38 protein-coding genes are annotated in these 23,654 nt (G+C 34.3%); 6 read left to right on the plus strand and 32 right to left on the minus strand.

Going from position 1 to position 23,654, the window contains the following annotated elements; translation table 11 throughout:
• Positions 1–18 precede the first annotated feature (18 nt).
• From H7R56_RS27135 to H7R56_RS27145, 3 genes are all read right to left on the minus strand, one after another.
• Positions 19–312, minus strand: a complete 294-nt coding sequence (locus H7R56_RS27135) for a hypothetical protein (RefSeq protein WP_025862245.1) — start codon at positions 310–312, stop codon at positions 19–21.
• A gap of 62 nt (positions 313–374) precedes the next feature.
• Positions 375–941, minus strand: a complete 567-nt coding sequence (locus H7R56_RS27140; protein ID WP_004150502.1) for a hypothetical protein — start codon at positions 939–941, stop codon at positions 375–377.
• A 102-nt stretch (positions 942–1,043) separates the two neighbouring features.
• Positions 1,044–3,260 carry a DotA/TraY family protein gene (locus H7R56_RS27145; RefSeq protein ID WP_223603686.1) on the minus strand — a complete coding sequence of 739 codons (2,217 nt, stop codon included), beginning with the start codon at positions 3,258–3,260 and terminating at the stop codon, positions 1,044–1,046.
• 170 nt (positions 3,261–3,430) lie between these two features.
• Here H7R56_RS27145 and H7R56_RS27150 point away from each other — a divergent pair, with 170 nt between their 5' ends.
• The 4 genes from H7R56_RS27150 (at position 3,431) to H7R56_RS27165 (ending at position 5,491) form a co-directional block, all read left to right on the plus strand.
• Entirely contained in the window at positions 3,431–3,985 is a 555-nt protein-coding gene (locus H7R56_RS27150) for a hypothetical protein (protein WP_048242335.1), read from the plus strand.
• An 11-nt stretch (positions 3,986–3,996) separates the two neighbouring features.
• A complete protein-coding gene (locus tag H7R56_RS27155; RefSeq protein ID WP_048242336.1) occupies positions 3,997–4,479 on the plus strand; it encodes a hypothetical protein in 483 nt (160 codons plus the stop codon).
• Positions 4,469–4,957 carry a hypothetical protein gene (locus tag H7R56_RS27160; RefSeq protein ID WP_048242337.1) on the plus strand — a complete coding sequence of 163 codons (489 nt, stop codon included), beginning with the start codon at positions 4,469–4,471 and terminating at the stop codon, positions 4,955–4,957. Before H7R56_RS27155 ends, H7R56_RS27160 begins: the two co-directional genes overlap by 11 nt.
• Before the next feature lie 87 nt (positions 4,958–5,044).
• The gene (locus H7R56_RS27165; protein WP_045351267.1) at positions 5,045–5,491 is read left to right on the plus strand and encodes an H-NS family nucleoid-associated regulatory protein; all 447 of its coding nucleotides are present in this window, start codon (positions 5,045–5,047) and stop codon (positions 5,489–5,491) included.
• 52 nt (positions 5,492–5,543) lie between these two features.
• Here H7R56_RS27165 and H7R56_RS27170 read toward each other — a convergent pair whose 3' ends face one another.
• Genes H7R56_RS27170 through H7R56_RS27205 form a run of 9 tightly spaced genes read right to left on the minus strand, consistent with a single transcriptional unit; the run spans position 5,544 to position 8,650 of the window.
• Positions 5,544–5,738, minus strand: a complete 195-nt coding sequence (locus tag H7R56_RS27170; RefSeq protein WP_048242338.1) for a hypothetical protein — start codon at positions 5,736–5,738, stop codon at positions 5,544–5,546.
• 16 nt (positions 5,739–5,754) lie between these two features.
• Positions 5,755–6,294, minus strand: a complete 540-nt coding sequence (locus H7R56_RS27175; protein ID WP_045307794.1) for a type 4 pilus major pilin — start codon at positions 6,292–6,294, stop codon at positions 5,755–5,757.
• Between the two features lie 15 nt (positions 6,295–6,309).
• Positions 6,310–6,867 (minus strand): type 4 pilus major pilin, encoded by a 558-nt coding sequence (locus H7R56_RS27180; protein ID WP_053071116.1) that lies wholly within the window; start codon positions 6,865–6,867, stop codon positions 6,310–6,312.
• A gap of 2 nt (positions 6,868–6,869) precedes the next feature.
• Positions 6,870–7,181 carry a hypothetical protein gene (locus H7R56_RS27185; protein ID WP_048242340.1) on the minus strand — a complete coding sequence of 104 codons (312 nt, stop codon included), beginning with the start codon at positions 7,179–7,181 and terminating at the stop codon, positions 6,870–6,872.
• A 1-nt stretch (position 7,182) separates the two neighbouring features.
• A complete protein-coding gene (locus H7R56_RS27885; RefSeq protein WP_257394756.1) occupies positions 7,183–7,305 on the minus strand; it encodes a hypothetical protein in 123 nt (40 codons plus the stop codon).
• Between the two features lie 11 nt (positions 7,306–7,316).
• Positions 7,317–7,610, minus strand: a complete 294-nt coding sequence (locus H7R56_RS27190; RefSeq protein ID WP_048242341.1) for a hypothetical protein — start codon at positions 7,608–7,610, stop codon at positions 7,317–7,319.
• Positions 7,607–7,906 (minus strand): hypothetical protein, encoded by a 300-nt coding sequence (locus H7R56_RS27195; RefSeq protein ID WP_048242342.1) that lies wholly within the window; start codon positions 7,904–7,906, stop codon positions 7,607–7,609. Before H7R56_RS27195 ends, H7R56_RS27190 begins: the two co-directional genes overlap by 4 nt.
• The gene (locus tag H7R56_RS27200) at positions 7,903–8,112 is read right to left on the minus strand and encodes a hypothetical protein (RefSeq protein WP_048242343.1); all 210 of its coding nucleotides are present in this window, start codon (positions 8,110–8,112) and stop codon (positions 7,903–7,905) included. Before H7R56_RS27200 ends, H7R56_RS27195 begins: the two co-directional genes overlap by 4 nt.
• Positions 8,113–8,122: 10 nt before the next feature.
• Positions 8,123–8,650 carry an ankyrin repeat domain-containing protein gene (locus H7R56_RS27205; RefSeq protein ID WP_048242344.1) on the minus strand — a complete coding sequence of 176 codons (528 nt, stop codon included), beginning with the start codon at positions 8,648–8,650 and terminating at the stop codon, positions 8,123–8,125.
• Between the two features lie 331 nt (positions 8,651–8,981).
• Here H7R56_RS27205 and H7R56_RS27210 point away from each other — a divergent pair, with 331 nt between their 5' ends.
• The gene (locus H7R56_RS27210) at positions 8,982–9,638 is read left to right on the plus strand and encodes a hypothetical protein (RefSeq protein WP_060437122.1); all 657 of its coding nucleotides are present in this window, start codon (positions 8,982–8,984) and stop codon (positions 9,636–9,638) included.
• An 11-nt stretch (positions 9,639–9,649) separates the two neighbouring features.
• On the opposite strand, the gene H7R56_RS27215 is transcribed toward H7R56_RS27210, so the two are convergent.
• The 4 genes from H7R56_RS27215 to H7R56_RS27230 all read right to left on the minus strand — a co-directional run bounded on the left by H7R56_RS27215 (position 9,650) and on the right by H7R56_RS27230 (position 10,865).
• Positions 9,650–9,856, minus strand: a complete 207-nt coding sequence (locus H7R56_RS27215; RefSeq protein ID WP_162184628.1) for a hypothetical protein — start codon at positions 9,854–9,856, stop codon at positions 9,650–9,652.
• Positions 9,807–10,082: a type II toxin-antitoxin system YafQ family toxin gene (locus tag H7R56_RS27220; RefSeq protein WP_004150484.1), complete on the minus strand. Its 276-nt coding sequence runs from the start codon at positions 10,080–10,082 to the stop codon at positions 9,807–9,809. The genes H7R56_RS27215 and H7R56_RS27220 overlap by 50 nt, the downstream gene beginning before the upstream one ends.
• A 3-nt stretch (positions 10,083–10,085) precedes the next feature.
• Positions 10,086–10,346, minus strand: coding sequence for a type II toxin-antitoxin system RelB/DinJ family antitoxin (locus H7R56_RS27225; protein WP_001570852.1), 261 nt, complete (start codon positions 10,344–10,346; stop codon positions 10,086–10,088).
• A 261-nt stretch (positions 10,347–10,607) separates the two neighbouring features.
• Entirely contained in the window at positions 10,608–10,865 is a 258-nt protein-coding gene (locus H7R56_RS27230) for a Rossmann-fold NAD(P)-binding domain-containing protein (RefSeq protein WP_175149809.1), read from the minus strand.
• Between the two features lie 1,208 nt (positions 10,866–12,073).
• Between H7R56_RS27230 and H7R56_RS27235 the strand changes: the two genes are divergently transcribed.
• Positions 12,074–12,331 (plus strand): Rossmann-fold NAD(P)-binding domain-containing protein, encoded by a 258-nt coding sequence (locus tag H7R56_RS27235; RefSeq protein ID WP_175149809.1) that lies wholly within the window; start codon positions 12,074–12,076, stop codon positions 12,329–12,331.
• Positions 12,332–12,521: 190 nt separating this feature from the next.
• On the opposite strand, the gene H7R56_RS27240 is transcribed toward H7R56_RS27235, so the two are convergent.
• The 16 genes from H7R56_RS27240 to H7R56_RS27315 form a co-directional block, all read right to left on the minus strand.
• Entirely contained in the window at positions 12,522–13,106 is a 585-nt protein-coding gene (locus H7R56_RS27240; protein WP_182928883.1) for a hypothetical protein, read from the minus strand.
• Between the two features lie 25 nt (positions 13,107–13,131).
• Positions 13,132–13,644, minus strand: a complete 513-nt coding sequence (locus tag H7R56_RS27245; protein WP_175149770.1) for a hypothetical protein — start codon at positions 13,642–13,644, stop codon at positions 13,132–13,134.
• Entirely contained in the window at positions 13,644–14,120 is a 477-nt protein-coding gene (locus H7R56_RS27250) for a hypothetical protein (protein ID WP_182928884.1), read from the minus strand. Before H7R56_RS27250 ends, H7R56_RS27245 begins: the two co-directional genes overlap by 1 nt.
• 255 nt (positions 14,121–14,375) lie before the next feature.
• Complete coding sequence (locus H7R56_RS27255; RefSeq protein WP_227674760.1) at positions 14,376–14,606, minus strand: hypothetical protein; 231 nt, start codon at positions 14,604–14,606, stop codon at positions 14,376–14,378.
• Positions 14,607–14,710: 104 nt separating this feature from the next.
• Complete coding sequence (locus H7R56_RS27260; protein ID WP_048242310.1) at positions 14,711–15,013, minus strand: hypothetical protein; 303 nt, start codon at positions 15,011–15,013, stop codon at positions 14,711–14,713.
• A 68-nt stretch (positions 15,014–15,081) separates the two neighbouring features.
• Positions 15,082–15,777 (minus strand): N-6 DNA methylase, encoded by a 696-nt coding sequence (locus H7R56_RS27265; protein WP_115490349.1) that lies wholly within the window; start codon positions 15,775–15,777, stop codon positions 15,082–15,084.
• A 113-nt stretch (positions 15,778–15,890) separates the two neighbouring features.
• Positions 15,891–16,163 carry a hypothetical protein gene (locus H7R56_RS27270; RefSeq protein WP_128334257.1) on the minus strand — a complete coding sequence of 91 codons (273 nt, stop codon included), beginning with the start codon at positions 16,161–16,163 and terminating at the stop codon, positions 15,891–15,893.
• Between the two features lie 48 nt (positions 16,164–16,211).
• Entirely contained in the window at positions 16,212–16,454 is a 243-nt protein-coding gene (locus tag H7R56_RS27275) for a type II secretion system protein (RefSeq protein WP_175149774.1), read from the minus strand.
• Positions 16,455–16,464: 10 nt separating this feature from the next.
• Positions 16,465–16,785, minus strand: coding sequence for a hypothetical protein (locus tag H7R56_RS27280; protein WP_048242314.1), 321 nt, complete (start codon positions 16,783–16,785; stop codon positions 16,465–16,467).
• An 18-nt stretch (positions 16,786–16,803) separates the two neighbouring features.
• A complete protein-coding gene (locus H7R56_RS27285; RefSeq protein WP_175149776.1) occupies positions 16,804–17,232 on the minus strand; it encodes a hypothetical protein in 429 nt (142 codons plus the stop codon).
• The gene (locus tag H7R56_RS27290; RefSeq protein ID WP_001569517.1) at positions 17,216–17,533 is read right to left on the minus strand and encodes a hypothetical protein; all 318 of its coding nucleotides are present in this window, start codon (positions 17,531–17,533) and stop codon (positions 17,216–17,218) included. The genes H7R56_RS27285 and H7R56_RS27290 overlap by 17 nt, the downstream gene beginning before the upstream one ends.
• Positions 17,533–17,895, minus strand: a complete 363-nt coding sequence (locus H7R56_RS27295; RefSeq protein ID WP_048242316.1) for a hypothetical protein — start codon at positions 17,893–17,895, stop codon at positions 17,533–17,535. Before H7R56_RS27295 ends, H7R56_RS27290 begins: the two co-directional genes overlap by 1 nt.
• Positions 17,896–17,975: 80 nt before the next feature.
• The gene (locus H7R56_RS27300; protein WP_048242317.1) at positions 17,976–18,344 is read right to left on the minus strand and encodes a hypothetical protein; all 369 of its coding nucleotides are present in this window, start codon (positions 18,342–18,344) and stop codon (positions 17,976–17,978) included.
• 64 nt (positions 18,345–18,408) lie between these two features.
• Positions 18,409–21,321: a type III restriction-modification system endonuclease gene (locus H7R56_RS27305; protein ID WP_175149778.1), complete on the minus strand. Its 2,913-nt coding sequence runs from the start codon at positions 21,319–21,321 to the stop codon at positions 18,409–18,411.
• Positions 21,322–21,323: 2 nt separating this feature from the next.
• Positions 21,324–23,264 (minus strand): site-specific DNA-methyltransferase, encoded by a 1,941-nt coding sequence (locus H7R56_RS27310; protein WP_175149781.1) that lies wholly within the window; start codon positions 23,262–23,264, stop codon positions 21,324–21,326.
• A gap of 11 nt (positions 23,265–23,275) precedes the next feature.
• The gene (locus tag H7R56_RS27315) at positions 23,276–23,560 is read right to left on the minus strand and encodes a hypothetical protein (RefSeq protein WP_077268739.1); all 285 of its coding nucleotides are present in this window, start codon (positions 23,558–23,560) and stop codon (positions 23,276–23,278) included.
• Positions 23,561–23,654 lie beyond the last annotated feature (94 nt).

Here is a 23,654-nt window from a genome sequence, read left to right on the forward strand (position 1 = left end):
AGAGAGAGAGTATTGCTATTATAAGATATTCAGATTGAATATTTTAGATATGACAGTTAAAAACGCTACCCCCGTCATTCCGAATGTTAAAAATATCAATCCTAAAGCAGGTAAACCTAAGACTGCCATGAATGGTGCAGCAGCGCTTGAATCAAGATTCTTCAATCCTTTGATTTTACTAATCGGAAGAATTACACCGAAAATAAAAGCTAAGGTCAAAGCAATCTGAAACATTAAAAGCGGTATAGCATAAAACATGTTTGCTAAAGTTTTAGTCGTTTCGATATACCATTCAGTGATTTCCCATAACATTTTAAAGCCCTCTCTCTCGTTTTGTTGATTAAATAATATCGTACAGTTTTATTGATATCAATTTATTTTTTTAAAATATTTCTACCCTTTGGGTAGAACTGAACTGGAATTTCTTTTCCATCTTTTTTTGCCATAGCAATATCATTGAAGGGATTGGGTAGAATATCTTCAAGAGATTTAAAAGTATCAAGCTTGTAATCAAAGGAGCGTATCTTGAAACAGTAAGCAAAAACAACAAAGTGAAAATACTGAGTAAACACTAAAATTGTAAGACTTAAAGAAGATGAAACAAAAAGTAATTTAGTACCATTACAAGCCATAAAGATGGTGATAGACATGAATAAAATAAAAAATAATAAAGACATCCACGCCATCGACGCACAGCGTTTATACATGTAATTAAGCTTTGCCTCATTTAGATTTTTAATTTCATACCAAACATCAAAACTATTAACTTCATGTCCCGGTAAGCCTCTGGCATATCTAACTTTGTTAAATATTTTTTTTGCCAATAAAAATGGGATAAGAAATGGAATGATAAAGAGTTTAAAAAAACCAATAATTGGAAACGCAGCTACTTTAAGACCTGTTTTTAAACCATTGGGTATGTTTATTTCATTTTTTTTCATAATGTATTTCCTTTTATAATAAGTGTGTATAATTTTATATACAAATAAAAAAATAACATGTCAATAGAAAAGCCTCTAAAAAGAGGCTTTATTTATTATTTATTATTTATTATTTTCATCTTCATCAAAGTCTTTGATATCTTGTCCACTATCACCTTTAACTACAGGCTCAGTTTTTACATCATCAAATACCGTATTACTACCTTCGGTTGCTTTAGGATCATTACCGCCCGGTGTTGTTTCTTTAGGTTCAGTTTTAGGCTTGGTAAACTGCGGAGACATCATATTAGAAATCATTCCAGCACCTGCCGCTGCCGCCGCTGCGGTTTTAGCTGTTGATGATTCAGCTTGTCCTGAAACCATGCCTAACACAGAGGATGTTGCCCCACCGATCCATTTAAAAAGATTATCAGGAATAACATGCATAAGTTTTAAACACATTAACTCTACAGTTAGCATTAATGAACCATATAGTAGGAGCATAGTTAAGCCTTTATTTATGGCTAATAAGCCACCTTCAGTATTACTTCCTGCTGTAAAGAAGGTAGAATTCAACATATCGAAAAGTATAGTTGTCAAAACGAAGGAACCAGCATACCCAGCCATGTTTAATGGTGGTCTTAAACCAATGTTTAAAACAAGCATGTATCCTTGCCCTTGCTTACCTACAATACCATCTTGATCTGGTAATAACATAGCCAAAACTAAAAGTGGCGCTCCAAACATTGCTTCAAATATTAATATGTAATATCCAGCAACACAGAAGAAACCTATTATATAAGGCATCATTGGAATTACGAATGCTAACAAATTCCCACCTAAAATAGTGTTTTTTAGTATACTATTAAAGAGTGGAGATACAAAGATTGCTGCTGTTTGTATACCATTACCAACAAACGGAATACTACCACCTGCCACAGCACCACCCGCTAAAAGTATATATGATGTTTCAGCACTAACTATCATTCTTGAACCCAAATTAACGGATACAGAAAGAGGCATTAAACTTGATGCTTTAGATGCTTCATAGTTGTTTTTCCATGATAAGTTTCCGCCTAAAGTTGATATAATCTTTTGATACCAACCATCATCACCTTTATTAGAATCTAACATAGATGAGTCTACTTTATTTGCATCACTCAAAAGTTTTTGAAGTCTTTCTAATTTTGGATATACTTCATAAAGTTGATTTCCACTACTAAAACCATAATAGTTAGCATTATCATTTTGTTGAAAATTCATTGAAGCTGTAGGATACCTGTTAACCGCTGCATTAGCTTCTGATATTGAATCAGCAATTCTTGAATAGAAAGTATAACTATAAGTCCATCCTTTCTCTGTTAGCTTATCAATTTCAGATTGTGTTAATGATTCTTTCATAACGCTTTCAGCGGAAGCTTGTATGAATTGGCTATAAGCATTAACTAAAGTATCTATAATCTTATTTAATTGTTCAGCGTTATCATTTGGCATTGATGAAAGATAACCTGCATAAGCAGTAGCTCCCTTAACCAAAGCTTCATTAGCTTTTATTTGGGCTTCTTGAACGGCTTTACTGATTTTAGTTGTATCAATCAAAGTAGAACCCGATTTTAAATCCTTGTCTATGAGTTTTAACTTAGTGCTACCGCAAAGGTCTATACCATTTCCATATGAACTGTTAGGTGCAGCGGGTAAACCGAAATTATAACCTACAACTTTGTCATTTTTAATCGGAGTTGTATCCATATAACGATAAGCAGGCCCCCATTTCGAATTTGCATTAACTTTCTTAGCATTTTCATTGTAGATATTAACACAAGCTGCTGAATATAATGTATTCATTACTACTTGTCGTATTGCTGCTTTGTTATCAACTGATATATATGTATTATCTGTGATTAGGCGTGGTGCAAGCTTATTCCAAACATCATTACCCCACTGATTACCAACTAACACTAACCACAATATAATCATGTGTAGAGCAGAATAACCATTGGAGATCGGGAAAAGTAAACCCGGAACCAAGGCTGTTCTTATAGGAACCCACATTGAAGACCATTTTTTACCTAACATCTCACCGTCATGAGCTGTTGACATTGTTCCGGCAATAAGCGTGTATGCGGCTATAATCCCACCTAACTGCATTATAATAGGCAAGTAAACATCAAGAACGGCTCCTGTGATGTTTGATTGAAACGGGTTAAACCATTTGTCTATATTGTTTCCTACAGCATCCTCACTTCCCGTCACTAAACCAAAGAGATTCAATGCATGGGCAGGTGAGGTTATGAATAAGCTTAAAAATAAGCTTAGAATAAAAAGATTTTTCTTCTTCATAACTTTCTCCATTTTGTATGTTTATTTGTTTTGTATCCTTATTATTTTTATTTGGCTTACATATAAATAAATACAACAATAATTAATATAGTCAAGATGTGTATAATATTATTGACAAATATATTTTAATTAGCTAATTAATAAATGAAAAGAAAACAAAGGAGAATAAAATGAAATATTATATGCTAAAACCATTTCGAATAGGCATCTTAGAGAACGATATAACTGTTAAAGAATCAGAGCAATATGTGATTATTGATATAATTAGCGGAGAGGAAATACTTTATTGTGATGATAATTGTTATTTAATTACTCCAACTTTATTGAAATCTCTTAAAGATAGCAATCTTACAGGTGTTAATGTTGTAAAGCCTAAAAATATGAAATTCAGTATTGAACACAACATGAAACATCCTAATAAAAGTTTAAGGGAATGGTATAGACTAATACCATTTAAGTATGATAGCAGTAAGAATCAGGAAATATTTCTTGATCAATACGATAATCTAATCATAAATGAACGTATAAAAAATATAATATATAATAAGGATGTTCATAGGGTAAAGAGAGCCTTTATAACAGAATATGAGATTGATAAAGTAGAGCATCATGATGAAGAAATAATCGAGCAACCTGTTTTTAAGAAGGAAAATAAAACCACTTTTAAAGATTGGTGTGTTTTCATGTTTATTCTTATAACTATCATTTATTTGTTTTTTAAATAAGAGGCTGAAGTATGAATATTAAAATCAATGATGGTATTACAGGCGAGATCTTAGTGTTGAATCAAACAACGTTTAACAATGATGTGGATACTATACAGTTAAGAATGACACCAGAGTTTTTATCCCTTATCAAAAGACATTGTTCCGGTGCTATCGATGTGTCTATATCAGCTTTATTAGATTATGGAATCAAAAAAATATTAGATGAAAATATTTCAATCTCAATACAACAAATTGAGAAACAAATCGTAATTGAATCAGTTAAGCGTGATAGTAGCATTATTCCATTTACAACGGTTAACTATAGAGCATCAAGAAAAGACACACGCCCCGTATTCGTGAGATTGTGTAAAGATCTAAAATATAGGTTAAAAGAAATATCTCCCACTAAATATACACTTTCAGCAATTGGTATAATAAAGTATTCGATTGATACCTTGCTTAGAAACAATCAGTGTCTGATAATTAAAAGTGAGGCCGTTTATGAAAAATAAAAACATTGAATTTATGCTTAATGCTATTCTTTTTGCTAAGTTTCTTTTATATCAGGATGAGTTCACAAATGAAGAGCTTGAACGTAGTGAAGATGTTCGAAACATAAAAGAGCTTTTCGTATTTAAAAATAAAGAATGGATTAATGACATTAATACAATAAGAATAAAGGATATTAACAAAGATATTCATATATCATCAACATACATCATGTCATTAGATGGAGTGGGTTATTATGCTTATTCTAATAAGTCAGAGGATGAGTTATACCAATATTTAGTTAATGACTTATGCGATCATTATATCGCTGTAAGTGAAATGTCATTGGAAGACATAGAAGGTGCTTTAGAAGCAATTGAAGAGGATTTGTTTGATATATACAGAAGCAATCTGTCTTTAGCCAACAAAATGATTTTAGATGTTTCAAACAGATTTAAAATCAAACCAGATTTCAAAAGGCCATTACTCACCATTGTTTAAAAGGGGTTTAACAGCCCTTTTTTATTGTTCAGTGTTTTATGGTGTGCTATGTTTACCTTCTAACTTAAATGTTGAAAAGGATAAAACATGAGCGCATTAGGGCATTTTAATAACATTCGCACTATCAGAAAAGAAGCCCATGAGATGGGCTATGACACCTTCCTTGAGTTCGCTGAAAAGGTTCAAACCGTTAAGGATGAGTTCCTAAAAGAAGCAGAAGAGGAAAAAGCGAAACAGGCACTGGTAGAAGAGAAGCTGAAGGCTACTACTGAACTTCTCCAGTCTGAGGGCTTTGAAGTAAGCCTTGAGGCCGTCAGAGCGCTTCTGTTAGGTCAAATTGATACTCCTGCCCCTACTGGCAAGGGTAAAGGTGGTAAAGGCGTTAAACGTGGTTCTGTTGAGCCAAAATATGCGTTCACTGTAGAGGGTGAAGAACAGACGTGGACAGGCCGTGGACGTATGCCGTTAGCACTGAAAGAACTGATTGAGAAGGGCGAAGAGCTGGAAAGCTTCCTGATCAAGAAAGAAGACTAAAAACAATACCAGAGAAAAACCAAGCCCCTTGATAGGGGCTTTTATTTTGGATTCACTGATTGCCATCTTTATTAAGTTGTTTTACTGCTTTAAATGCCTGATACCAAGCTGTTATTGTTCCTGCTGCGAATACTACCCCTGTATTTAAATACTCTGGATTAAAAGTAGTCCACACAAGAGCACCACAACCAGCGAATACCAATGCTATATAAGTCCATGCGTCTATAACTAAGTTTGTTCTATTCATAATTTATTCCTCTCTATTATTTGTCGTAAAAGTAAATTGTGACGGGTCTGCCGCCATAACCATCATCATTGTTGATACAGGCCGCTGTAAGTGTTGCCATGTTGAGATCCATACCGTTATCAGTGTTCTTCACTTCTGTAGACGCTACAACTATCTTGAAGAAGCTTGAACCAGCCTGAGTGACGAACTTGGCACAGGCATCTACAGACACGTTCTCAAACCCTATGTAAAAGCTACCGTCATAGTAGGGTTCTATGAGAACGTTAGCGTTCCAGCTATCCCATATCTTGCCTTCATCTACCAAGTCTTCCGGCACTAACTTAGCCTTGATAACAGCATCTACTGAAAGCCCGGTGTAGTTTGCTGATCCTGCGTATAGGTTTTTAATCCCTGCGTTAAGAGTTCCTAAAATCTTTATGTCATTATCTATTTTTTGTCCTGCGCTGATTTTTGGGTAAATCATGAAAACACCCACTATCAACGCTGATATAATTCCAAATACTAATAACATTTCTAATAATGAGAATCCTTTTTTTCTGTTTAATGTTTTAATCATGTTGTTAACTCCACTTTATATGATTGAAGAAAATATAATCGTAGAGTTATCTTCTGAAAAACATGCTGCTGACGTAGCGGCTATATCTATGTTTTTACCTTCCTCCAGATTTTTTACTTGCGTTGAACCATTACCATTATAAACATCTATGATAACGAAGTTTCCTGATACTGCTGCTATGAGTTTAGAACAGTCAGAAGCTGGAACAGCGTCATAGATAATATTATACTTACCATGATTACCTGAATACTCTACCTGAACGTTCCCTTTCCACTCATTGATGAGTTTACCATCTTGGATCATGTTATCAGGGGCGTTCTTAGAAGCTATGAAACTATCAGTATTCAAGTCCGATATTTTAGCCCTTCCACCATAAAGCGATTTAACACCTGCTTGGATGGCTGTTAAGTTTCTGCTTTCTCTATCGAGTCTTTGTGAAGCCTGAACTTTTGGAAATATCATAAATGCTGCTACTATCAATGCCGCTATAACACCTAACACCAATAATAATTCTAATAATGAAAATCCTTTCTTGCTCTTTCTGTCTTTTAATAATCTAAAACTATTTATCATAATCATTCTCCTTTGTTGTTTTGCTTGATGGTTTTACCATCATAGATACTGCCATCTTTTTTAAATATAAACGTAATAAACAAACCTATAAGAAATACAACACCTCCAACTCCTGTAATTACAGTCATCTTAGCAATTACGTCTGTATTGAAATCGAAACCTAAAAAACCACCAAATAAAACACTGAAAGAACCGTATGTAATCATCCATATCCCTAATCTCATTATTACCATAGAGAATTCTCTAAGTTTTTTTCCGTTTTTGCTCTCAGTGTCATAAAGACTTCTAAAGAAACAATTTAATTTATCCATCATATTAACCTCTACTTGTTTGATTGTTATTTTCTTTCTGTTTGTAAATGATACCGCCATCATTCAAAAACTCTTTAATAAACTCAGCCCATGTTTCAGCTTCCTTTTCTCTTGTCTCTGTTCCCATAACTACCTCCTTTAAATATTCCAGTGTATATCTGCCTTAAAATTTTCCTTTGGTTCATTCACATAGGCTTTAAACGCTATAACAGCTATGGCCTGATTGATGTAGCCGGATAACCTGTATGTTGCCTTAATCTGACTGAACCCATGTTTAACACTATCAGGAATGATTTTGCGTCTGCCTAAGCGTTCTATCAGGGCTAAGATGCTTTGTGCTCTCTCTCCTTCAATCAACGCCGCTTTTGCTATAAACTCATTACCATTATGTAAACCCAACCTCTTCAACTCTCTTGTTATGTCTTTTTTCATTTTTTCATTCCCAAATATGATTTAGCTAAATCAAGATGATCTGATAGAATGCTTAGTCTTTCTTCTCTATGTTCATCTACGATACATCCTATTAGCAATAACCCAACAAACCAACTAAACATTCTATGAAGATTTATTAAAATAACAAATGACCCGATTCCAATTAAAACTTGCGAAAAGATGTTTATACCTAATAATGATGACAAACCAACTGCTAATACCACCATTAACCAACCGAGAATGAATATCTTTATTCCAAATAATTTATCTGTACTGTCATTGATTTTGTTTTTCATAATTTACCCCTTACATTTTGATTGGTTCCAAACTCATTTAATATTTCATTCCTGTATGCGACTATCGTTAAAAGCCCAATCACAACAGAAGCTATCCAGTAGCTAAGAGTGTTTTCAACCTTCAACATGCTTAGAAAACCAATAACAGCACATATATTAAAAATCATCATTCCTGCGATACTGAAAACAAACTTAGCCTTTTTCATTTATTTCTCCTTATGCTGCGTATCTTTTTTGTTCTTTATGACTTATTTCTATCCCGGCATCCATTAAAACACTCATCATGTTTCTGTCATTTAATAAGTGAGCGTAATATAAAGCGGTATGACCAAGTTTAGATTTATTGTTTATGTTTATACCTGATTTGATTAACATCCTTGCTTTAGACGTATCAGCAGTGTATAGCGCATTCATGTTATTGTTGTTTACTGCGTTAATATCAGCGCCTTTATTCAATAACAACCATGTGCTGTTAAAATCACTAAAGAACAATGCTGTATTACCGAAGTTATCCTTATGGTTTACGTCTATACCAGCTTTTATTAAAAGTTCAGCTATTTCAAAACTTGCCCCGAACAAAGCTGTTTTACCATTTTCATCTGTAGTGTTTATTTCAGAAGTTCCCGCAAAGTGAATGTAAGACTTAACAGTTTCAACGTCATTAGAAAATAGCATTCTGTTTCTGCTTGAGAATATACCTCTGTTTCTTATACTCTGCATTCTTGTATTAAAAGTGTTTTTCATAATGTTTATTCCTTATATTTAAATGTTTATAGTTAAGTTATATTCGATTTTAAATATAAGTCAATCTATATTGAGAAAATAAATTAAAATAAATTTGACTTTTATTTATATTAATTAGATATTGATTAAGAGAGTTAAGTATATTAACTATTCATTCATAATGTTTCTGTTTATTTGTTTTCGGTTAGTGTTATTAAAGCGTCCTTCGGGGCGCTTTTCTTTTATATATACTCCGTTCGTCGGAACATAAACAAAAAGTATAATATATATTTGATTTTTACTTTATATTGAAGTATCTATTAACTATAACCAAATAAAAAAGGAAAAAATTATGAATATATTTAATAGCTTTAAAACAATCAAAGAGAAAGTCTACGTTAAATACTCCAAGAACAAAGAGATGATTGAATTCTTTTTAGTATTGATAGTTGCTGCTTTGTTTATTACAAACCTATTCGACAAATCACTAATTGAAGATAACATAAAGCCTACAGTAAGTATTGAACAGCCTTTAGTTGTTTCTTATCCTCACATAAACGAAAACAACTATAAAGAAAAACTAAAAACATATCTTGAAGATTTTTACCCTACCTTAGATAAAATAGAAGATGTGAATCTCAAAAACGGTATAGAACAATCTAATAATGAATATCTAAAAATCTATACCGATATAGAATCATTAAGGATGAAAAGACTTTCTTGCGATAGTTTATTTAAAACAAAAAACATCATTACGTGTTATCACACTTATGATGGAAACGACAAAGAACTTTCCTTAAAAGTTCAGAAATGGGTAAACAAAAGAATAGATCTTGCTAAACAATGGTATTTAATCAATAAAGATAATAAGTTTGATATTAACTACGTTGTTGTGAGAGGGGATTTTAAAAGATACTATCTTGGTATCAAAAGTGAACCAAAGCCAAACGTGTATTCAAAAATGCTATTTACTATGCTCGATAATATTGTTGAAAAGTTTACCAAATAAAAAAAGCCCCATTAAGGGGCTTTAGTTTTTCCATCTTCTTTAGTTTTATCAGGTTTTGGAAGTCTGGTTATCCGGGAAGGTTTCAATTCACCTTTCGAGATTTTTACGGCTTCCTCTGCTGACTTCAACAACTCTTCAAAGAACTTGCTCATAATGATTACCGATCCATCAAAACAGGTCTGAATGTGTTCCGGTTCGCTCAAAGCGTAGGACTTCATCAGTTATCTTGTAGATGAGTAGCCAGTCTGGTTCTATGTGAGCATCCCTATAGCCTTTGTAGTTCCCCTGTAGTGGGTGATCTTTGTAGACTTGAGGCAATGGCAAGGCATCATTGATTAACAGCGTCATAAGGGCTTTAAGCTTGCTCATGTCTTTATGACGCTTCTGAGCCTTCTTCACATCTTTCTGGAACTGGCCTGAGTATTCAATCGTCCTTGTGGTCATTTATCAGATACCAAGCTGATTAAACAGATCATCAGCATCTTTAGCTGTATGAACGTCTACGCCTTTCTCACTGTTAGCGATGGTATTAGCAGTAAGCTCGTTAGGAACACGCATATCGAACGGCAGAGCCTTTTCTTTGGCTACCTTAGTCAGAGTGATACGAACCAGATCGGAAACGGTTAAACCCATTCCGGCAAGCACTACTGCAGCTTCATTTTTCAGTGTTTCATCTATACGAGCACGAACAAATGCATTTGCGGCCATTTTGAACCTCCTTTTGGTTAATGGTTATACTGTAGCTCACATGAGCAACAAAAACAAGTAGTATATACTGATATAGACTATACTCTCTGTGTTGAAATCTGGCGTAGAACTAAGGTAATCAGGCACATCAGGGAAAAAGTAGAAGTATAACCAAAAGGCGAGTTTACCTTATGCCGGAGCTGGAACCATAATGGCAGACCAGAAGATAACAGAGTATAGATTAGTATAATATAGTCTATACTCTTTGTTTTTGGTAGGGCGTTAGCCCTTCAGCACCTTTCCGGCCTTTACCAGTTCCTTTATGGTGGCTTCTGAAAGGATGGCATCATGAGGAAGGGCAGAGTAGATGTTTCCAACTTTCCAGTGTCCGGGCTGTTCGGTTGGTTTCAGGATCACCACTGGTTCAGAGTCTTGCCCCTTTTCATAAATCCAGATTGCTTCTGGCAGGGTTTCATTTTCCATCTCAAAATCAGCTACTTCAACGTCGAAGTGTTTAGACAGTAGGGTAATCAGTTTCATGCTCGATGCTTCCTGTTATCGTTGGATTGATAATATTGTAGCTCAAATGAACCACAACTAGCAAACACAATATAGACTATACTAATCTATACTACTGTCAATTTGAGATCAGGTATCAAATAGGGTATGGGTTACTATGGGTTTTAGATAGATACCCATAAACCCAAACCAACAAAACCCAAAACCCTTAATTGCTTCCAACACCGCCATTAGCTACACTGTTCTACCTCGATCCTGTCCACCATACAAAGCTGTCCACCCTGCTAATTGGACTACTGGACAAGCAAATGGACAGTTTTAAACCCTAATTAGCTGTTGTCCACTGGACAGATCAACGTGTCCACTATACCAAATGGACAGATTGCAAGAGATAAAGCCTTATATATCAAGGCTTTGCGGATAGTGTCCACTTTGTCCAGCCTGTCCACCCACTACCAGACACACATACTGGACAGCCAATAAATATAGCTGTCCACTTTGTCCAGCCTGTCCACCCACATAAAAATAACCAACCGGATCATATATGGATCGCTAATATGGGTTATGGGTTGGCTCTATGGGTTGGGTTCTATAATCCCCTAATTTCCCTTTATGGGATGGGCTATAGCCCATCCCATAAAGGGAAATTAGGGGATTATAGAACCCAACCCATAGAGCCAACCCATAACCCATATTAGCGATCCATATATGATCCGGTTGGTTATTTTTATGTGGGTGGACAGGCTGGACAAAGTGGACAGCTATATTTATTGGCTGTCCAGTATGTGTGTCTGGTAGTGGGTGGACAGGCTGGACAAAGTGGACACTATCCGCAAAGCCTTGATATATAAGGCTTTATCTCTTGCAATCTGTCCATTTGGTATAGTGGACACGTTGATCTGTCCAGTGGACAACAGCTAATTAGGGTTTAAAACTGTCCATTTGCTTGTCCAGTAGTCCAATTAGCAGGGTGGACAGCTTTGTATGGTGGACAGGATCGAGGTAGAACAGTGTAGCTAATGGCGGTGTTGGAAGCAATTAAGGGTTTTGGGTTTTGTTGGTTTGGGTTTATGGGTATCTATCTAAAACCCATAGTAACCCATACCCTATTTGATACCTGATCTCAAATTGACAGTAGTATAGATTAGTATAGTCTATATTGTGTTTGCTAGTTGTGGTTCATTTGAGCTACAATATTATCAATCCAACGATAACAGGAAGCATCGAGCATGAAACTGATTACCCTACTGTCTAAACACTTCGACGTTGAAGTAGCTGATTTTGAGATGGAAAATGAAACCCTGCCAGAAGCAATCTGGATTTATGAAAAGGGGCAAGACTCTGAACCAGTGGTGATCCTGAAACCAACCGAACAGCCCGGACACTGGAAAGTTGGAAACATCTACTCTGCCCTTCCTCATGATGCCATCCTTTCAGAAGCCACCATAAAGGAACTGGTAAAGGCCGGAAAGGTGCTGAAGGGCTAACGCCCTACCAAAAACAAAGAGTATAGACTATATTATACTAATCTATACTCTGTTATCTTCTGGTCTGCCATTATGGTTCCAGCTCCGGCATAAGGTAAACTCGCCTTTTGGTTATACTTCTACTTTTTCCCTGATGTGCCTGATTACCTTAGTTCTACGCCAGATTTCAACACAGAGAGTATAGTCTATATCAGTATATACCGCTTGTTTTTGTCTGATCGAAAGCCTCTAAACCACGCTGTAGAGCCTTTAGGTAAGCTACTGGCCTCCTGAACGTATTAATCACTTCCCTGTATACCGTCCTGTCTTCATAGGGGCTGTAATCAGCAGGGTTCTTGTTAATGTCCATAATGCTGATTATGATCTCTTTTTTATTTTTATATTTCATGTCAATCAAGAAAACAGCTTTTTTACCATTATCTAATTCTTTCTCCTGACCACTGATAGACTCATATTCTTCAATAAGCTCAAGATTTTTATTGCTTGTTGTCAAGCCTACAGATCTGTTCAGCTTCTTAAGCTCTTTATACATGTCTCTTAAATATACAACAATAACAAACTTGGATTGATTATGTTCTCTATCCTGTTTTAAGGATTCAATGTAATCTCTATTGCTCTTAATAAATGCTTCATGCTGCTCAACATCATAAGACAATAACTCTTCTCTATAAAGTATGTTTAAGAACTCATTAAAATACATAGTTTCGTTGTTTTCTAACTCAAGCTCTTTAATCTCCTTCACGATTTGTTGAAAGCTAATAAATTTTTTTTCCATATATCACCTCGTTAAATTATTTTTTTTATACTACATCATTTTCTGTTTTATAGAAGGTTATATTTTTCCTACCAATCAACATTCCAGTAGCGAAAACATGATATTTAGTTGATAGATTAAAATGTTTACCTTCTTTAATTATATCTTGATAAATGTCTTTCGTTAAATCCATTACAGCATTATTATTCCATACTAAGTAAAAACCTTCATTTTTATTGTTTTTACCGAATAAATATTTAGATGAATCATTTTTTATTCTTGAAATGAAAAATTTAGATTTTTCTCTACTACTCCAGTGCTCATTAATCAAATGCTCAATAATGTTTTCTTTTTTCGTCGTTAGATCATAGTTCATTATAGCTTCAGCCATTTCAAAGTCTGCTTCTTGTGCCGCTTCAAAAGATACAATATGTTTTTCCCCTTTGAGCATTGCTATAAAATTATCGTTTGTTCTTTTTATTTTCTCTCTCCTTTTCAAATCCATTATTGCATCATCTAAGGATTTATCTATCATTACTGTTGTGTGTTCTATTTTCATTATACTTCTCCTTTATTAAGTTTATTTGTTTCCCTATGTAATAGGTATAATATCAAAGATAACAACCCAAATATTATAAGGTTCGTGATTTGCGGGTTTTCAATATTGAAATAGATTTTTAAAAATGGTAGTAAATCAAGCTTTAATTCATTCTTTAATTCATGATACTCGTGAGCACCAAACAAATTCATCATTATATAGCTGTATAAATAGAGCGCAGGAAAAAATAAACTACTGGCACTTACCACTCCATAACCTAAAGCTAACTGTCTAAATATTGTATTTTTATTGCTGCTAATCTTTTGTGAAATAATACAGAAAATCGGAATACAGAAAACCGCTATTACTAAAATCATTTCCATTATGTTTACTGTTCCGTTTGTATATATATTCCTTAAAAGAAAAATCACAAATAAAAACAATATTGCTAATATATATAGTGATTTCTCCAATGAGATATTAATGTATTTTTTCATTATACTTCTCCTTTTGTTTTGGTTTATGTATATACCTATAACCGATATAAAGTAAAAGTATATAGTAAAATATACAAATCCTTTATGTTTCCGACAAACGGTAGATATGCTTTTCAATCAATTCTCTTTGCTTTATTAGAAGCTACATATAACAAACAGAATATTAAAGACCACACACCAAAGAACAAAAAACAATGGATAAAAGGATTTTGCCAACTTAAAGACCAATCATTAATTCGCTCTACCTCCTGTTTACTAATATTGTAAAGTCTTGAGAAAACATCCGGGTTTATTTGAGCATAAACTGGTATAAAAACCATCGCTTCCTAATGAATCAATAGCGCTATCTAAATAGTCTTTGATATAATCGGCGTTGTCATATTTAATATAATCTTCTTTTTCAAGGTCTGATATTGCTTGATAAATATAATGTGCTAAAACTTTCGTTGTTATAGTTGCTATCTCAAGTGGGTTATTGTATTTCATACTGCTCTCCTTTGTTTTGGTTTATATATATAGTTATAACCGATATAAAATAAAAGTATATAGTTAAATATACTTTTACTTTATGTTTCAGATAAACGGTGTAGTTATATCCTTTTTATAGTGGTTTTATTATTGGCTGTTGGTATAAATGATTTTAGATATACGCTCTGAAAGTGTGCTATTAACATATTAATCAAAACTGAATTAATATTTCTACAACCATTAAGATTAACAGTGTTATTTATAAAGCTATCTTTTAATGCTGGAAGGTTATCAGATACAAAATCTATTGTCGCCTGAAACCCTTCTCTTCTGTTTATTTCGTCTAACAGAATAACAGCCTCGCCTTGAGATAATACTTTTGCTTTAGCCTTTAATTCGTCTATAAATGTTTTGTGTTTTATCATATGACTTCTCCTTTTTTGTTTTGGTTAATAATCTTATAATCTATAAAAAAGAAAAAGTCTAATTTATTTTATACTTTTTGTTTTTTATTATGATAAGAGGTATAACTAAAGGATTGTTTTAAGTTGTTTAATAACGCATTGCCATTAAATATTTTGACTGATTTTATATCTACGTCTTTAAAAGCTACTGGAGCCATAATCTGAACAATAGCCATTTTAACCATTAGTGGATCTATGTCGTTCATTTGAACAGCCTGTTCAAGATAGTGTCCTTCTCTCCTACAGCGTTCTCTGAGCCTTGCCAGTGTCATAGAGCCTGCGCCACAACATTCTTCATAGAACGTTCCTGATTGCCCTGATGTTGCCTGTAATGACGCTGTAAGGCTGCTAATGTCCATAGGAGTAAGGAACTGGCCTAACCCGTCGCCGTTCTTGCCCGTAAGGTAGAGATCTTCAAACAGCTCTGATAGAACGTCTGTAAAAGCTTCTTCCTGTTTGATGATATGAACATAATGGTAAGCGGCAGATGCCGCCTTGCTATACTTTTCTATCTCGTTCTTAGGCATGTTAGCTATGATGTTGCCGTCAAAGATACCAGATGTGATCTGGAAGTTTTTTTGTTTGGCATGTAGCGCATCACAAACAAGATAAAGGCAAAAGCCAGTAAATAGCTCAATGCCTTTTATTAGATTTGTAGCATTCGAAGGTGATGAAGGGTTTTTGATTTCAGTGATAAGTTTTGATAGTTTTTGAATGTCATTCATAATGTTTTCCTTTAATTGTTTTAATATTTAAAGTTAACACTATGACAAAAGCATAAATCAAATTTATTTCTATTTAAAAAAAAGAAAGCCCCTGAGCGGGGCTTGTAAAACTTTTATCTTGAGAATACTACTCTTTCTGAATAGATGGTTTTAGAGAGAATAAAGGTTAAGATCAAAAACACAAATAGAGAAGCTAAACCAATAAACATATTCTCTGAAAAAATCAGCACCACAAAGCTTAATACGACAGATAATAAAGCGCCAATTTGACCAAACCATAACGGTGCTTTACCGTATGTTATGTTTGCTCCGCAAGGTAAACACACACCTAAGCCGTGTTTTGTTTCGTGATCACAAAATGGGCAGCGAACAGTTTTATTTTCCATTTTATTAATCCTTTTCGAAAACTACGCCTTGATAAACTACGCCCTGTTTTACTTTCTCAATTTTGAAAGTCCAATGATGAGCATACTGTTAGCTTCAGCTACAGTGGGCTTAGAAGCTGTTATAGCGCTCATGGCTTTACTGATAGTTGCCAGATCACGTATAGCGTTGCTTGTTCTGAACCCTTCCTGCAGCTTGCTATACCCGTAAAACGTTGCTCCGGCGATTCCAGTAGCAACTACCAGCACTAATAACATTTCAATCAGGCTAAATCCTTTTTTACGTTCTTTCATTGAAACCTCCTTATGCCGCAAACTTTGGCTTGAAAAAACCTTTTATTTTTGAATGGATTTTCTTTCCTAAGAAGAAAACACCCAAAATAAAAGTCATTGAATAGGTGATTTTTAAATAGTGAACAAATATAAGAGATAGAATAATGTGAACTTCTCTTGATAAATGAACTGATATGAATAATGAAGCTAATAAAGCAACTCCTAACCATCCTATATTTTTATATATCTTTGTTAATTTCTTACTGTTTTTGATTTTAATGCCTGTATAAATAAAAAACGCTATAAATAAACAAAATACTATAACGCCAGATACTATTGATAATATATTCATAATGTAATCCTTCTTTTATTAGTTTAAAAATACGCTCATTCCATTAAAAGCTTCTCTGCTGCTTTTGGTTCTTGCGTTGATTCTTTTTTGTTTTCTGTATCTTCTGATAATTAACATTGATAAAATCCATAAATGTATCATCATCAAGATAATTATGCCTTCATCAATACCTACTGCCATTGCTGTTAAGTGTATAAAGAAAAGAATAGTTATTGTCGCTATCGTAAACTTTAAGTAATCTTTTGGATTAAACCAATCCTTTTTGAAAGTGCTTTCTTCTATACTACCGCTTACAGTCATAAGCTTTTCAACAACTATTATATTCCTTTTAAACCACGCCCTTATAATGTCTCTTCGTGTTCTTTCTGTATAAACACATGAAAAATACAACCCCATCACAAACGCACTTGTTTTTACTAACACCAATACATCATTTATCATCTCCATCTGAATCACCTTTTATAAAACTCATTGCCTTATCCTGTGTTTTTACCGCCTCTTCAAGAACTATGTTTGTTAAGTCCTCTTTCATTTGCTCAATAATACTCGTTGTTTCATTTGCTCTTTTCTTACCTGCCGGGGCATATGCCACTTTGAGTATTTCGACAAACGGACTATCTACCCTGAATCTTTCAAACTTACGCCCACGTAAAACTTTGACTATTTTTAGTTTTATTTCGTATGTCGCTGTTGTATTAGAAACTAAGTGGTAATCGTGTTCATTAAAACTAATTGAATCCAATATCATTATAACCCTCCTTTATTTTGGTCTTTAAAATGTATGAAGAATGAATTACTTTGAGCTAACTTGAACGTTAACATCTTTAAGAACTGAGCTTCTTTCTCACTGTCCTGATCATTTTCAGGAGCGTAAAAGAAGACTGAACCCGCTACTATTTCATTTTTTCTTTTGCTATATGAAAGTATGCCATCAAGTTTCTTGAATGTTGTTATTTTCTTACCAAGCTTGCCGCTTAAATATTTAGTTAAATAATCAACATCTATTCTTTCTGAACTTGCGAAAACTTCATTGTGATTCCTGCCTTTTCTAATGTCGTTTATTATTCCATGCGCTAAAGCTATTGTTTTAATCTCTTTTATAGAATTCATATTTAAAACCCTCTTATATTTAATTGTGTATATTATAATATATAAGGGATTTTAAATATAAGTCAATCTATATTGAGACTTTATTTTATAATTAATTCAGAAACTTCATATAAATCTTCTTCTTTTAAAATTCCACGATAATATACATTACGGCAAAAAGCTAATTTGGCTTTGTGAGATATTTTATTTTGATAGCTAATAAGTAATTTAATGATGGGAATAGAAGGAGGGGTAAAGCGGTTATGGAAGGAATCAAAATACTCTAACAGATAATCATGTTTTACGTCTTTAAAATCTAAGCCACTTTCTGAACATTCTTTTATAACAGATTGAATCTCTGTATCACTACCTGAGCGAACCGTATGAAACAACTTATCAGCAAGACGTTTCCTGTGCTGTTCCTTACGTTTTTTATCATCCAGAAAATCATTTAAGCTTTTGTATTTCATCTGTGTTTCTTCATGATGTATTAATTTTGATGAAGGAGGCGTTGACCTCCTTCACCACTAAGAACTAAGCTTGTGTTTTCTTTATTAAATCATAAATCTCATCATTAGCAAATTGAGTCATGAATTCAACTTTGAATGTTTTGCTTATTTGATTAAACAATGCCTGAGCATGTTCAATTTTTCGTTGTTCTTCAAGGCGTAAGCTATCTTTACCATCAACATTTTTTGTTTCAATGATAAAGTTTAAGTAATCACCACTTGTAGTTTTAACAACATACGCAAAGTCAGGGGAATACGTGTATCCTCCTGCCACCGGAATTTTAATAGAGTTCTTCGGTATCTTCGTAAAAACAGCTACAGACAGGATCTCTTTATCTGTTATGTTAAGTCTTTCCAGCTCTGAGTCATAAAAGACCTCTTCAAAAAGATATGAATCCAATGGTGATTTTGTATAATCCTGCAATACACCAAGATCACTTGATAATACCTCACTTAGAGGATTACCATCTGCATTAGTGAATTTTGTAGGATGAATAGAGCCTGATATCACATTGTAGCCAAGACTGAACTTATTAAACGAATTGTTCAACAAATACTTGCTAAAGCCAGATTTAATCTTTCTGATAGTTTGAATGTTCAGGTAGTCAGTGATATTGATAGTATCTTTTATATCACAAAACACCTTATGCAAAGTATCGTGTTTAGCAAAAATAGTTTGTGATAAGTTATCAAGAAACTCTCGATAGCTCATTGTATTGAGTTTAGCAAAGTTATCATCATCACTAATGATACTTTTCGACATTGCCGTATCATTATGGATGTAAATCCTATCTATGCGAGTATGAACGCCTGATTTAGTAAATCTATCTGCTTCTTCGAGCATAAATGATTTGAATATGGATAAGAATTCATTCTCGCTGTTTATCTTATACTCAATCACAGCTTTCTGATTTATCAAATCCCACAATTCTTTAAGTTCACTGAACTTGCCAACACGCATTTTAGTGCGTTTTTTCCCATCGGTAGCTTTTTTAATTTTGCTTGGTTTTACTCCAGTAGGGAATGCTGCCGGGTATTTACCTTTTAAGCGTGTATAGGAATCAGAATCTTTGAAGTTGTCATTATCATCAATGATTTCATCATCAAAAACTTCATTCATGAGCGTTCTGGATGAAAGCTCAGGATACTTAGTTAGGATTTTAACCTTAAGCTCTTCAGTAAACTTACTTGGAACAGTTTCTTTGAAGGAGCTATCGTTGACCTCTTTGACAAGAGAATCGACAAAATCCTTTTCCGTAAAATCAACATAGTAGTTGAGTGTAAAATTGCGATCTTTCACTCGGCACATGTATTCATTCACTGGAAGACGCAACCCACGCCCTACTTCTTGAAGTTTAGATGTGGTGCTACCGCTCGAACGTAGCTTACAAATCTGGAATACGTTAGGGTTATCCCAGCCTTCCCTCAATGTCCACTTAGAGAAAATGAAACGGCGAGGATTCTCTAACGACAATAGAAGCTCTTTGTCATGAAGAATTTCGTTGATTTCCTGCTCAATTTTATCATCTTTATCACTATTATCTTTTGAAAAATAACCACCATGAACAGAAGATATATCCTTAACAGTTTTTTCAAGGTAGTTTCTATAAAAGTCATCTTTCTCTGTTTCTAACAGTTCATTAGCTTCTGCCAAAACGTATTCTTCGAACTTAGTTTTCAGGCTTCCGGCAATATTATTACCATCACGATAGCCTTCAATGTCATCAATGAAGAAAAGAGTAAGAGGCTTTATGCGTGGCCTTTGTGTCAGATACTCTTTTTCCAACTTAAAGTGTTCTTTGACAGCTTTACGCATCATGTTATCAGCAAGTGTCTGATCGTAAGAGTAGGGGTTTATTGAACTACCAATTTTTAGTTCAATACCATTACTCAATACAGCAGTACTCTTGTTTAAGGCATCCAGTGTTAAATCATGGATCGCACTATGTGTTTTAGATAGTGATTCACCTTTGGCTAACTTGAATTTTTTTCTATTACCATTTTCGTTTAGTTCAAAAGTGGCCTCTTTTCCGTCAGATTTAACAAATTTAAGATTAGCACTACCATCACCAACAATATCCTCAATGTATGCATCAATACCTTTAACAAGATCTTCATTGAACGCATCCACGGCTGTTAGACGATAAACTAAGTTCTTATAGCCTTCACTAAAAGTTGCGCCATAGCGGATAATATATTGAGCATTAAATTTTTCAATATTTTCCCATGTCTTTTTACCCGTAGGAAATTTATGAGGCTCATCAATGATAATGAATGGTTTTACCGCACTAAGAGCAGCAAATGGTGTATCAAACTGATTATCAAGCAAACCAACATCATAAGTGTCAGTTAAAGACTTGGAGTTAATCATCCCTGAGTTGATTACAAGGACGTGTATATATTTCTTGTTAAAATTACTTGCTTCAACAAAATCATGAATAGCTTGAGGCATATACGATTTTGTGTTTTTACCAGAGTTTTTTTGACTTTCAACAACATAAGTCTTTAATTCACGCTCGTAATCATCTCTAAAATGTTCTTTTAAAGCATCGCTTTTTAAAAAGTTAACTGTTCCGGCTTTGATCGATAGGGTAGGAACAATGATGATAAACTTGTTAATACCAAATGATTTGTTCAGGTCAAAAATTGTTTTGGTGTAAGTATAAGTTTTACCTGTACCTGTCTCCATAGAAACATCAATTACGTTGCTTTTAGCATCGTAATTATCTTTTAAATGCTCAATAGCATTGAACTCCTGAACATTTTTTATGTTGTTGTAGTATTGTTGTTCAGACAGATTCAGTTCTGGATTAGATAACAGGCGAATAGCAACATTATCCGTCTGATGAGGTATGGCAGATACAAAGACATTCATCACCGCATCAACGCCAGCCTTTTGATGAGGTAAATTCTTTTCGAATGTGAACCCTTTAGACATGATTAGTTCCTTACCACCAAATCTAAATCAATAGATTTTTTATTAGCATAACTTTTTAGTGCTTCATTAAGTTCCATCTGTTTCGCACTTTCGAAGTTGCTGCCATAAAACACGACTTTGTTAGGTGCAAAGTCTTTGTCTGAATCCAGCTTTTGAAGTAAAGCTTTCAGAGCTTCACTGGTGAAGTTAGGTGCAATCAGATACAAACGACCATCGCACAAGTGCGCTTTGTAGCCATTAAGATCTACATCTTCAATTGTCGTTGTTAACAAACTACCATCATACACGCACCATGTAGTCAACAGGGTGTCGTACTGTGATTGAGTTAATACAACATCATCAAAGAAGCTAAGATTAGACAGCGTAAGTTCAGACTCATCTTTTGCTCGAAAATCAGTCATTAGTTGATATATCTTAAAACCTTGATTTCCGTTATTTTTAGAAGCTCTAATTAACCGTTCTTTTGTTAAGTCAAAAATTGTTTTATAACCATGCTTCAAAGCATCAGATTTGTCTTTTGTTGGCTCATCTAGTTGAACTGTAATAAACTGATACGATGTTTTATTTTTATGATTTAAATTAAATACTGTATGTGCTGTAGTTCCTGAACCAGCAAAGAAATCTAAAACAACACCTTCTCCATCACATGCAAAAGAGATTAAATCTTCTACTAGTTTTATTGTTTTAGCATTTGTAAATGGTTGAGTCATTTCAGGAAATAACTCTTTGAGTTCATTCGTTGCTGTACGCCCATCAAGATTAATAACAGAGCTTAATTTTTGTTTATAATCTTTAGCATAAACCTTTAACTCTATAATTTTGTTTTCATCATCACCAAAGATAATTTTTTCTTCTAATAGAAGCCGATCCATTGTCTCTGATGGAAAGCGATATCCCATAAGAGGTTGTTTACATGGTTTTTTAGTTTCTGGATGTAAAACATCATACCTGTACCCCTCTTTTCCGGGGTTGTGTACACTCTGGCTACCAGTATAGACACCATCTTTATCTATATATTTGTATCGGTCAAGAGGCCATAATTCAGATTTATGTTCACGATACCATTGGGTATATTTTTCCTTAAGTTCATCACCCGAATATTTTGATGTGAATTCTTCACCTATGTTGATAAGTAAATTCTTAACATCTGAAATGTTAGACTTCCACTCACTTTCAAGCTGCTCTTTGTTTTTTGCGTAAACAATAATATATTCATGCTCTACAGCTATGTTTGACGGATTATTATCAGTTGCATTTTTCCACACAATATCTCCAACATAATTTTGCTCACCAAAAATCTCATCACAAACAAGTTTTAATTGACTAAACTCATTATGATCGATAGAGATAAAAATAGTCCCATCTTCTTTCATTAGTTCACGAGCAATATAAAGACGAGGATAAATGAATGTCAGCCATGCGCTATGGCTACTTGAACCTTTGACAGTAAAATCGAGGATACGGGCAGCTTCATCAAGATCGATACCTGCAAGTGCAGAAAGCTGTTCAGGTGTAAACTTGCGATCATCGTTATAGGCGAATCCATCCTTACCAGTATTGTATGGAGGATCAATGTAAATCATCTTCACCTTTTCAGCATAAGCATTAACCATATGCTTCAATACTTCGAGGTTATCCCCTTTTATTAACAGATTCTGACTGTTCTTGTTCTCTTCAAGTTGGTTATGGTCTTTATCTTCTGTCAGCAACGTCTTCGGTGGTAGGTTAGCCAACAGCCGGGCATAAGACTTACCCAGCCAATTTAAGCTGTATGACTCTTTAGAGAGTTCAACATCCGAGGATTTGACGATCTCAAGTAGCTTCTCTTGAATGAACGCCCCGTTTTTATCAAAACACTGTGGGAAGTTAGCCTTTAACACAGCAAGCTGCTTGCTGTTAGCTGTTTCTACTTCTGAAAAAAGCGTTTCTTTTTGCATATCCATGTTAAACCTGATTATTTATCGTTCGATTTGGTGGTGTTTTTGATTGAAGCTTCACTTAAACCTATGCGCATTAGTTCGGCTACCGCACCATCAATGCTTTTGAAGAGCCGTGCTTCGTATGGCTGTCTTGAGCTACATAAGACTAATGGCTTACCTTCCCACTCTGAACCATCAAAAATCACGGTATACTCGCCTTTAGAGCCTTGTATTGTTGCTCTATCAAGTAGACCTGATCTGACCCTTTCCTTAGCCATTGAGCTAAGGATAAAATTTCCACCATCAAGACCTGACATCATCGTTATGACCTCGTTATGCGATACTGAAACAATATCAAATATCGTCTCAATGGTAAACTTTTGCTTTTGTTACGAGGGTGAATACGAGAGTCTT

The sequence above is a fragment of the Klebsiella sp. WP3-W18-ESBL-02 genome (assembly GCF_014168815.1).
Lineage (GTDB): Bacteria > Pseudomonadota > Gammaproteobacteria > Enterobacterales > Enterobacteriaceae > Kluyvera > Kluyvera ascorbata_B.

Excerpts from the sequence above, each read along its gene's own strand:
- H7R56_RS27135 (WP_025862245.1), bottom strand. The coding sequence starts at position 312 with ATGTTATGGGAAATCACTGAATGGTATATCGAAACGACTAAAACTTTA.
- H7R56_RS27140 (WP_004150502.1), bottom strand. The coding sequence starts at position 941 with ATGAAAAAAAATGAAATAAACATACCCAATGGTTTAAAAACAGGTCTT.
- H7R56_RS27145 (WP_223603686.1), bottom strand. The coding sequence starts at position 3,260 with ATGAAGAAGAAAAATCTTTTTATTCTAAGCTTATTTTTAAGCTTATTC.
- H7R56_RS27150 (WP_048242335.1), top strand. The coding sequence starts at position 3,431 with ATGAAATATTATATGCTAAAACCATTTCGAATAGGCATCTTAGAGAAC.
- H7R56_RS27155 (WP_048242336.1), top strand. The coding sequence starts at position 3,997 with ATGAATATTAAAATCAATGATGGTATTACAGGCGAGATCTTAGTGTTG.
- H7R56_RS27160 (WP_048242337.1), top strand. The coding sequence starts at position 4,469 with ATGAAAAATAAAAACATTGAATTTATGCTTAATGCTATTCTTTTTGCT.
- H7R56_RS27165 (WP_045351267.1), top strand. The coding sequence starts at position 5,045 with ATGAGCGCATTAGGGCATTTTAATAACATTCGCACTATCAGAAAAGAA.
- H7R56_RS27170 (WP_048242338.1), bottom strand. The coding sequence starts at position 5,738 with ATGAATAGAACAAACTTAGTTATAGACGCATGGACTTATATAGCATTG.
- H7R56_RS27175 (WP_045307794.1), bottom strand. The coding sequence starts at position 6,294 with ATGATTAAAACATTAAACAGAAAAAAAGGATTCTCATTATTAGAAATG.
- H7R56_RS27180 (WP_053071116.1), bottom strand. The coding sequence starts at position 6,867 with ATGATAAATAGTTTTAGATTATTAAAAGACAGAAAGAGCAAGAAAGGA.
- H7R56_RS27185 (WP_048242340.1), bottom strand. The coding sequence starts at position 7,181 with ATGATGGATAAATTAAATTGTTTCTTTAGAAGTCTTTATGACACTGAG.
- H7R56_RS27885 (WP_257394756.1), bottom strand. The coding sequence starts at position 7,305 with ATGGGAACAGAGACAAGAGAAAAGGAAGCTGAAACATGGGCTGAGTTT.
- H7R56_RS27190 (WP_048242341.1), bottom strand. The coding sequence starts at position 7,610 with ATGAAAAAAGACATAACAAGAGAGTTGAAGAGGTTGGGTTTACATAAT.
- H7R56_RS27195 (WP_048242342.1), bottom strand. The coding sequence starts at position 7,906 with ATGAAAAACAAAATCAATGACAGTACAGATAAATTATTTGGAATAAAG.
- H7R56_RS27200 (WP_048242343.1), bottom strand. The coding sequence starts at position 8,112 with ATGAAAAAGGCTAAGTTTGTTTTCAGTATCGCAGGAATGATGATTTTT.
- H7R56_RS27205 (WP_048242344.1), bottom strand. The coding sequence starts at position 8,650 with ATGAAAAACACTTTTAATACAAGAATGCAGAGTATAAGAAACAGAGGT.
- H7R56_RS27210 (WP_060437122.1), top strand. The coding sequence starts at position 8,982 with ATGAATATATTTAATAGCTTTAAAACAATCAAAGAGAAAGTCTACGTT.
- H7R56_RS27215 (WP_162184628.1), bottom strand. The coding sequence starts at position 9,856 with ATGAAGTCCTACGCTTTGAGCGAACCGGAACACATTCAGACCTGTTTT.
- H7R56_RS27220 (WP_004150484.1), bottom strand. The coding sequence starts at position 10,082 with ATGACCACAAGGACGATTGAATACTCAGGCCAGTTCCAGAAAGATGTG.
- H7R56_RS27225 (WP_001570852.1), bottom strand. The coding sequence starts at position 10,346 with ATGGCCGCAAATGCATTTGTTCGTGCTCGTATAGATGAAACACTGAAA.
- H7R56_RS27230 (WP_175149809.1), bottom strand. The coding sequence starts at position 10,865 with ATGAAACTGATTACCCTACTGTCTAAACACTTCGACGTTGAAGTAGCT.
- H7R56_RS27235 (WP_175149809.1), top strand. The coding sequence starts at position 12,074 with ATGAAACTGATTACCCTACTGTCTAAACACTTCGACGTTGAAGTAGCT.
- H7R56_RS27240 (WP_182928883.1), bottom strand. The coding sequence starts at position 13,106 with ATGGAAAAAAAATTTATTAGCTTTCAACAAATCGTGAAGGAGATTAAA.
- H7R56_RS27245 (WP_175149770.1), bottom strand. The coding sequence starts at position 13,644 with ATGAAAATAGAACACACAACAGTAATGATAGATAAATCCTTAGATGAT.
- H7R56_RS27250 (WP_182928884.1), bottom strand. The coding sequence starts at position 14,120 with ATGAAAAAATACATTAATATCTCATTGGAGAAATCACTATATATATTA.
- H7R56_RS27255 (WP_227674760.1), bottom strand. The coding sequence starts at position 14,606 with ATGAAATACAATAACCCACTTGAGATAGCAACTATAACAACGAAAGTT.
- H7R56_RS27260 (WP_048242310.1), bottom strand. The coding sequence starts at position 15,013 with ATGATAAAACACAAAACATTTATAGACGAATTAAAGGCTAAAGCAAAA.
- H7R56_RS27265 (WP_115490349.1), bottom strand. The coding sequence starts at position 15,777 with ATGAATGACATTCAAAAACTATCAAAACTTATCACTGAAATCAAAAAC.
- H7R56_RS27270 (WP_128334257.1), bottom strand. The coding sequence starts at position 16,163 with ATGGAAAATAAAACTGTTCGCTGCCCATTTTGTGATCACGAAACAAAA.
- H7R56_RS27275 (WP_175149774.1), bottom strand. The coding sequence starts at position 16,454 with ATGAAAGAACGTAAAAAAGGATTTAGCCTGATTGAAATGTTATTAGTG.
- H7R56_RS27280 (WP_048242314.1), bottom strand. The coding sequence starts at position 16,785 with ATGAATATATTATCAATAGTATCTGGCGTTATAGTATTTTGTTTATTT.
- H7R56_RS27285 (WP_175149776.1), bottom strand. The coding sequence starts at position 17,232 with ATGGAGATGATAAATGATGTATTGGTGTTAGTAAAAACAAGTGCGTTT.
- H7R56_RS27290 (WP_001569517.1), bottom strand. The coding sequence starts at position 17,533 with ATGATATTGGATTCAATTAGTTTTAATGAACACGATTACCACTTAGTT.
- H7R56_RS27295 (WP_048242316.1), bottom strand. The coding sequence starts at position 17,895 with ATGAATTCTATAAAAGAGATTAAAACAATAGCTTTAGCGCATGGAATA.
- H7R56_RS27300 (WP_048242317.1), bottom strand. The coding sequence starts at position 18,344 with ATGAAATACAAAAGCTTAAATGATTTTCTGGATGATAAAAAACGTAAG.
- H7R56_RS27305 (WP_175149778.1), bottom strand. The coding sequence starts at position 21,321 with ATGTCTAAAGGGTTCACATTCGAAAAGAATTTACCTCATCAAAAGGCT.
- H7R56_RS27310 (WP_175149781.1), bottom strand. The coding sequence starts at position 23,264 with ATGGATATGCAAAAAGAAACGCTTTTTTCAGAAGTAGAAACAGCTAAC.
- H7R56_RS27315 (WP_077268739.1), bottom strand. The coding sequence starts at position 23,560 with ATGATGTCAGGTCTTGATGGTGGAAATTTTATCCTTAGCTCAATGGCT.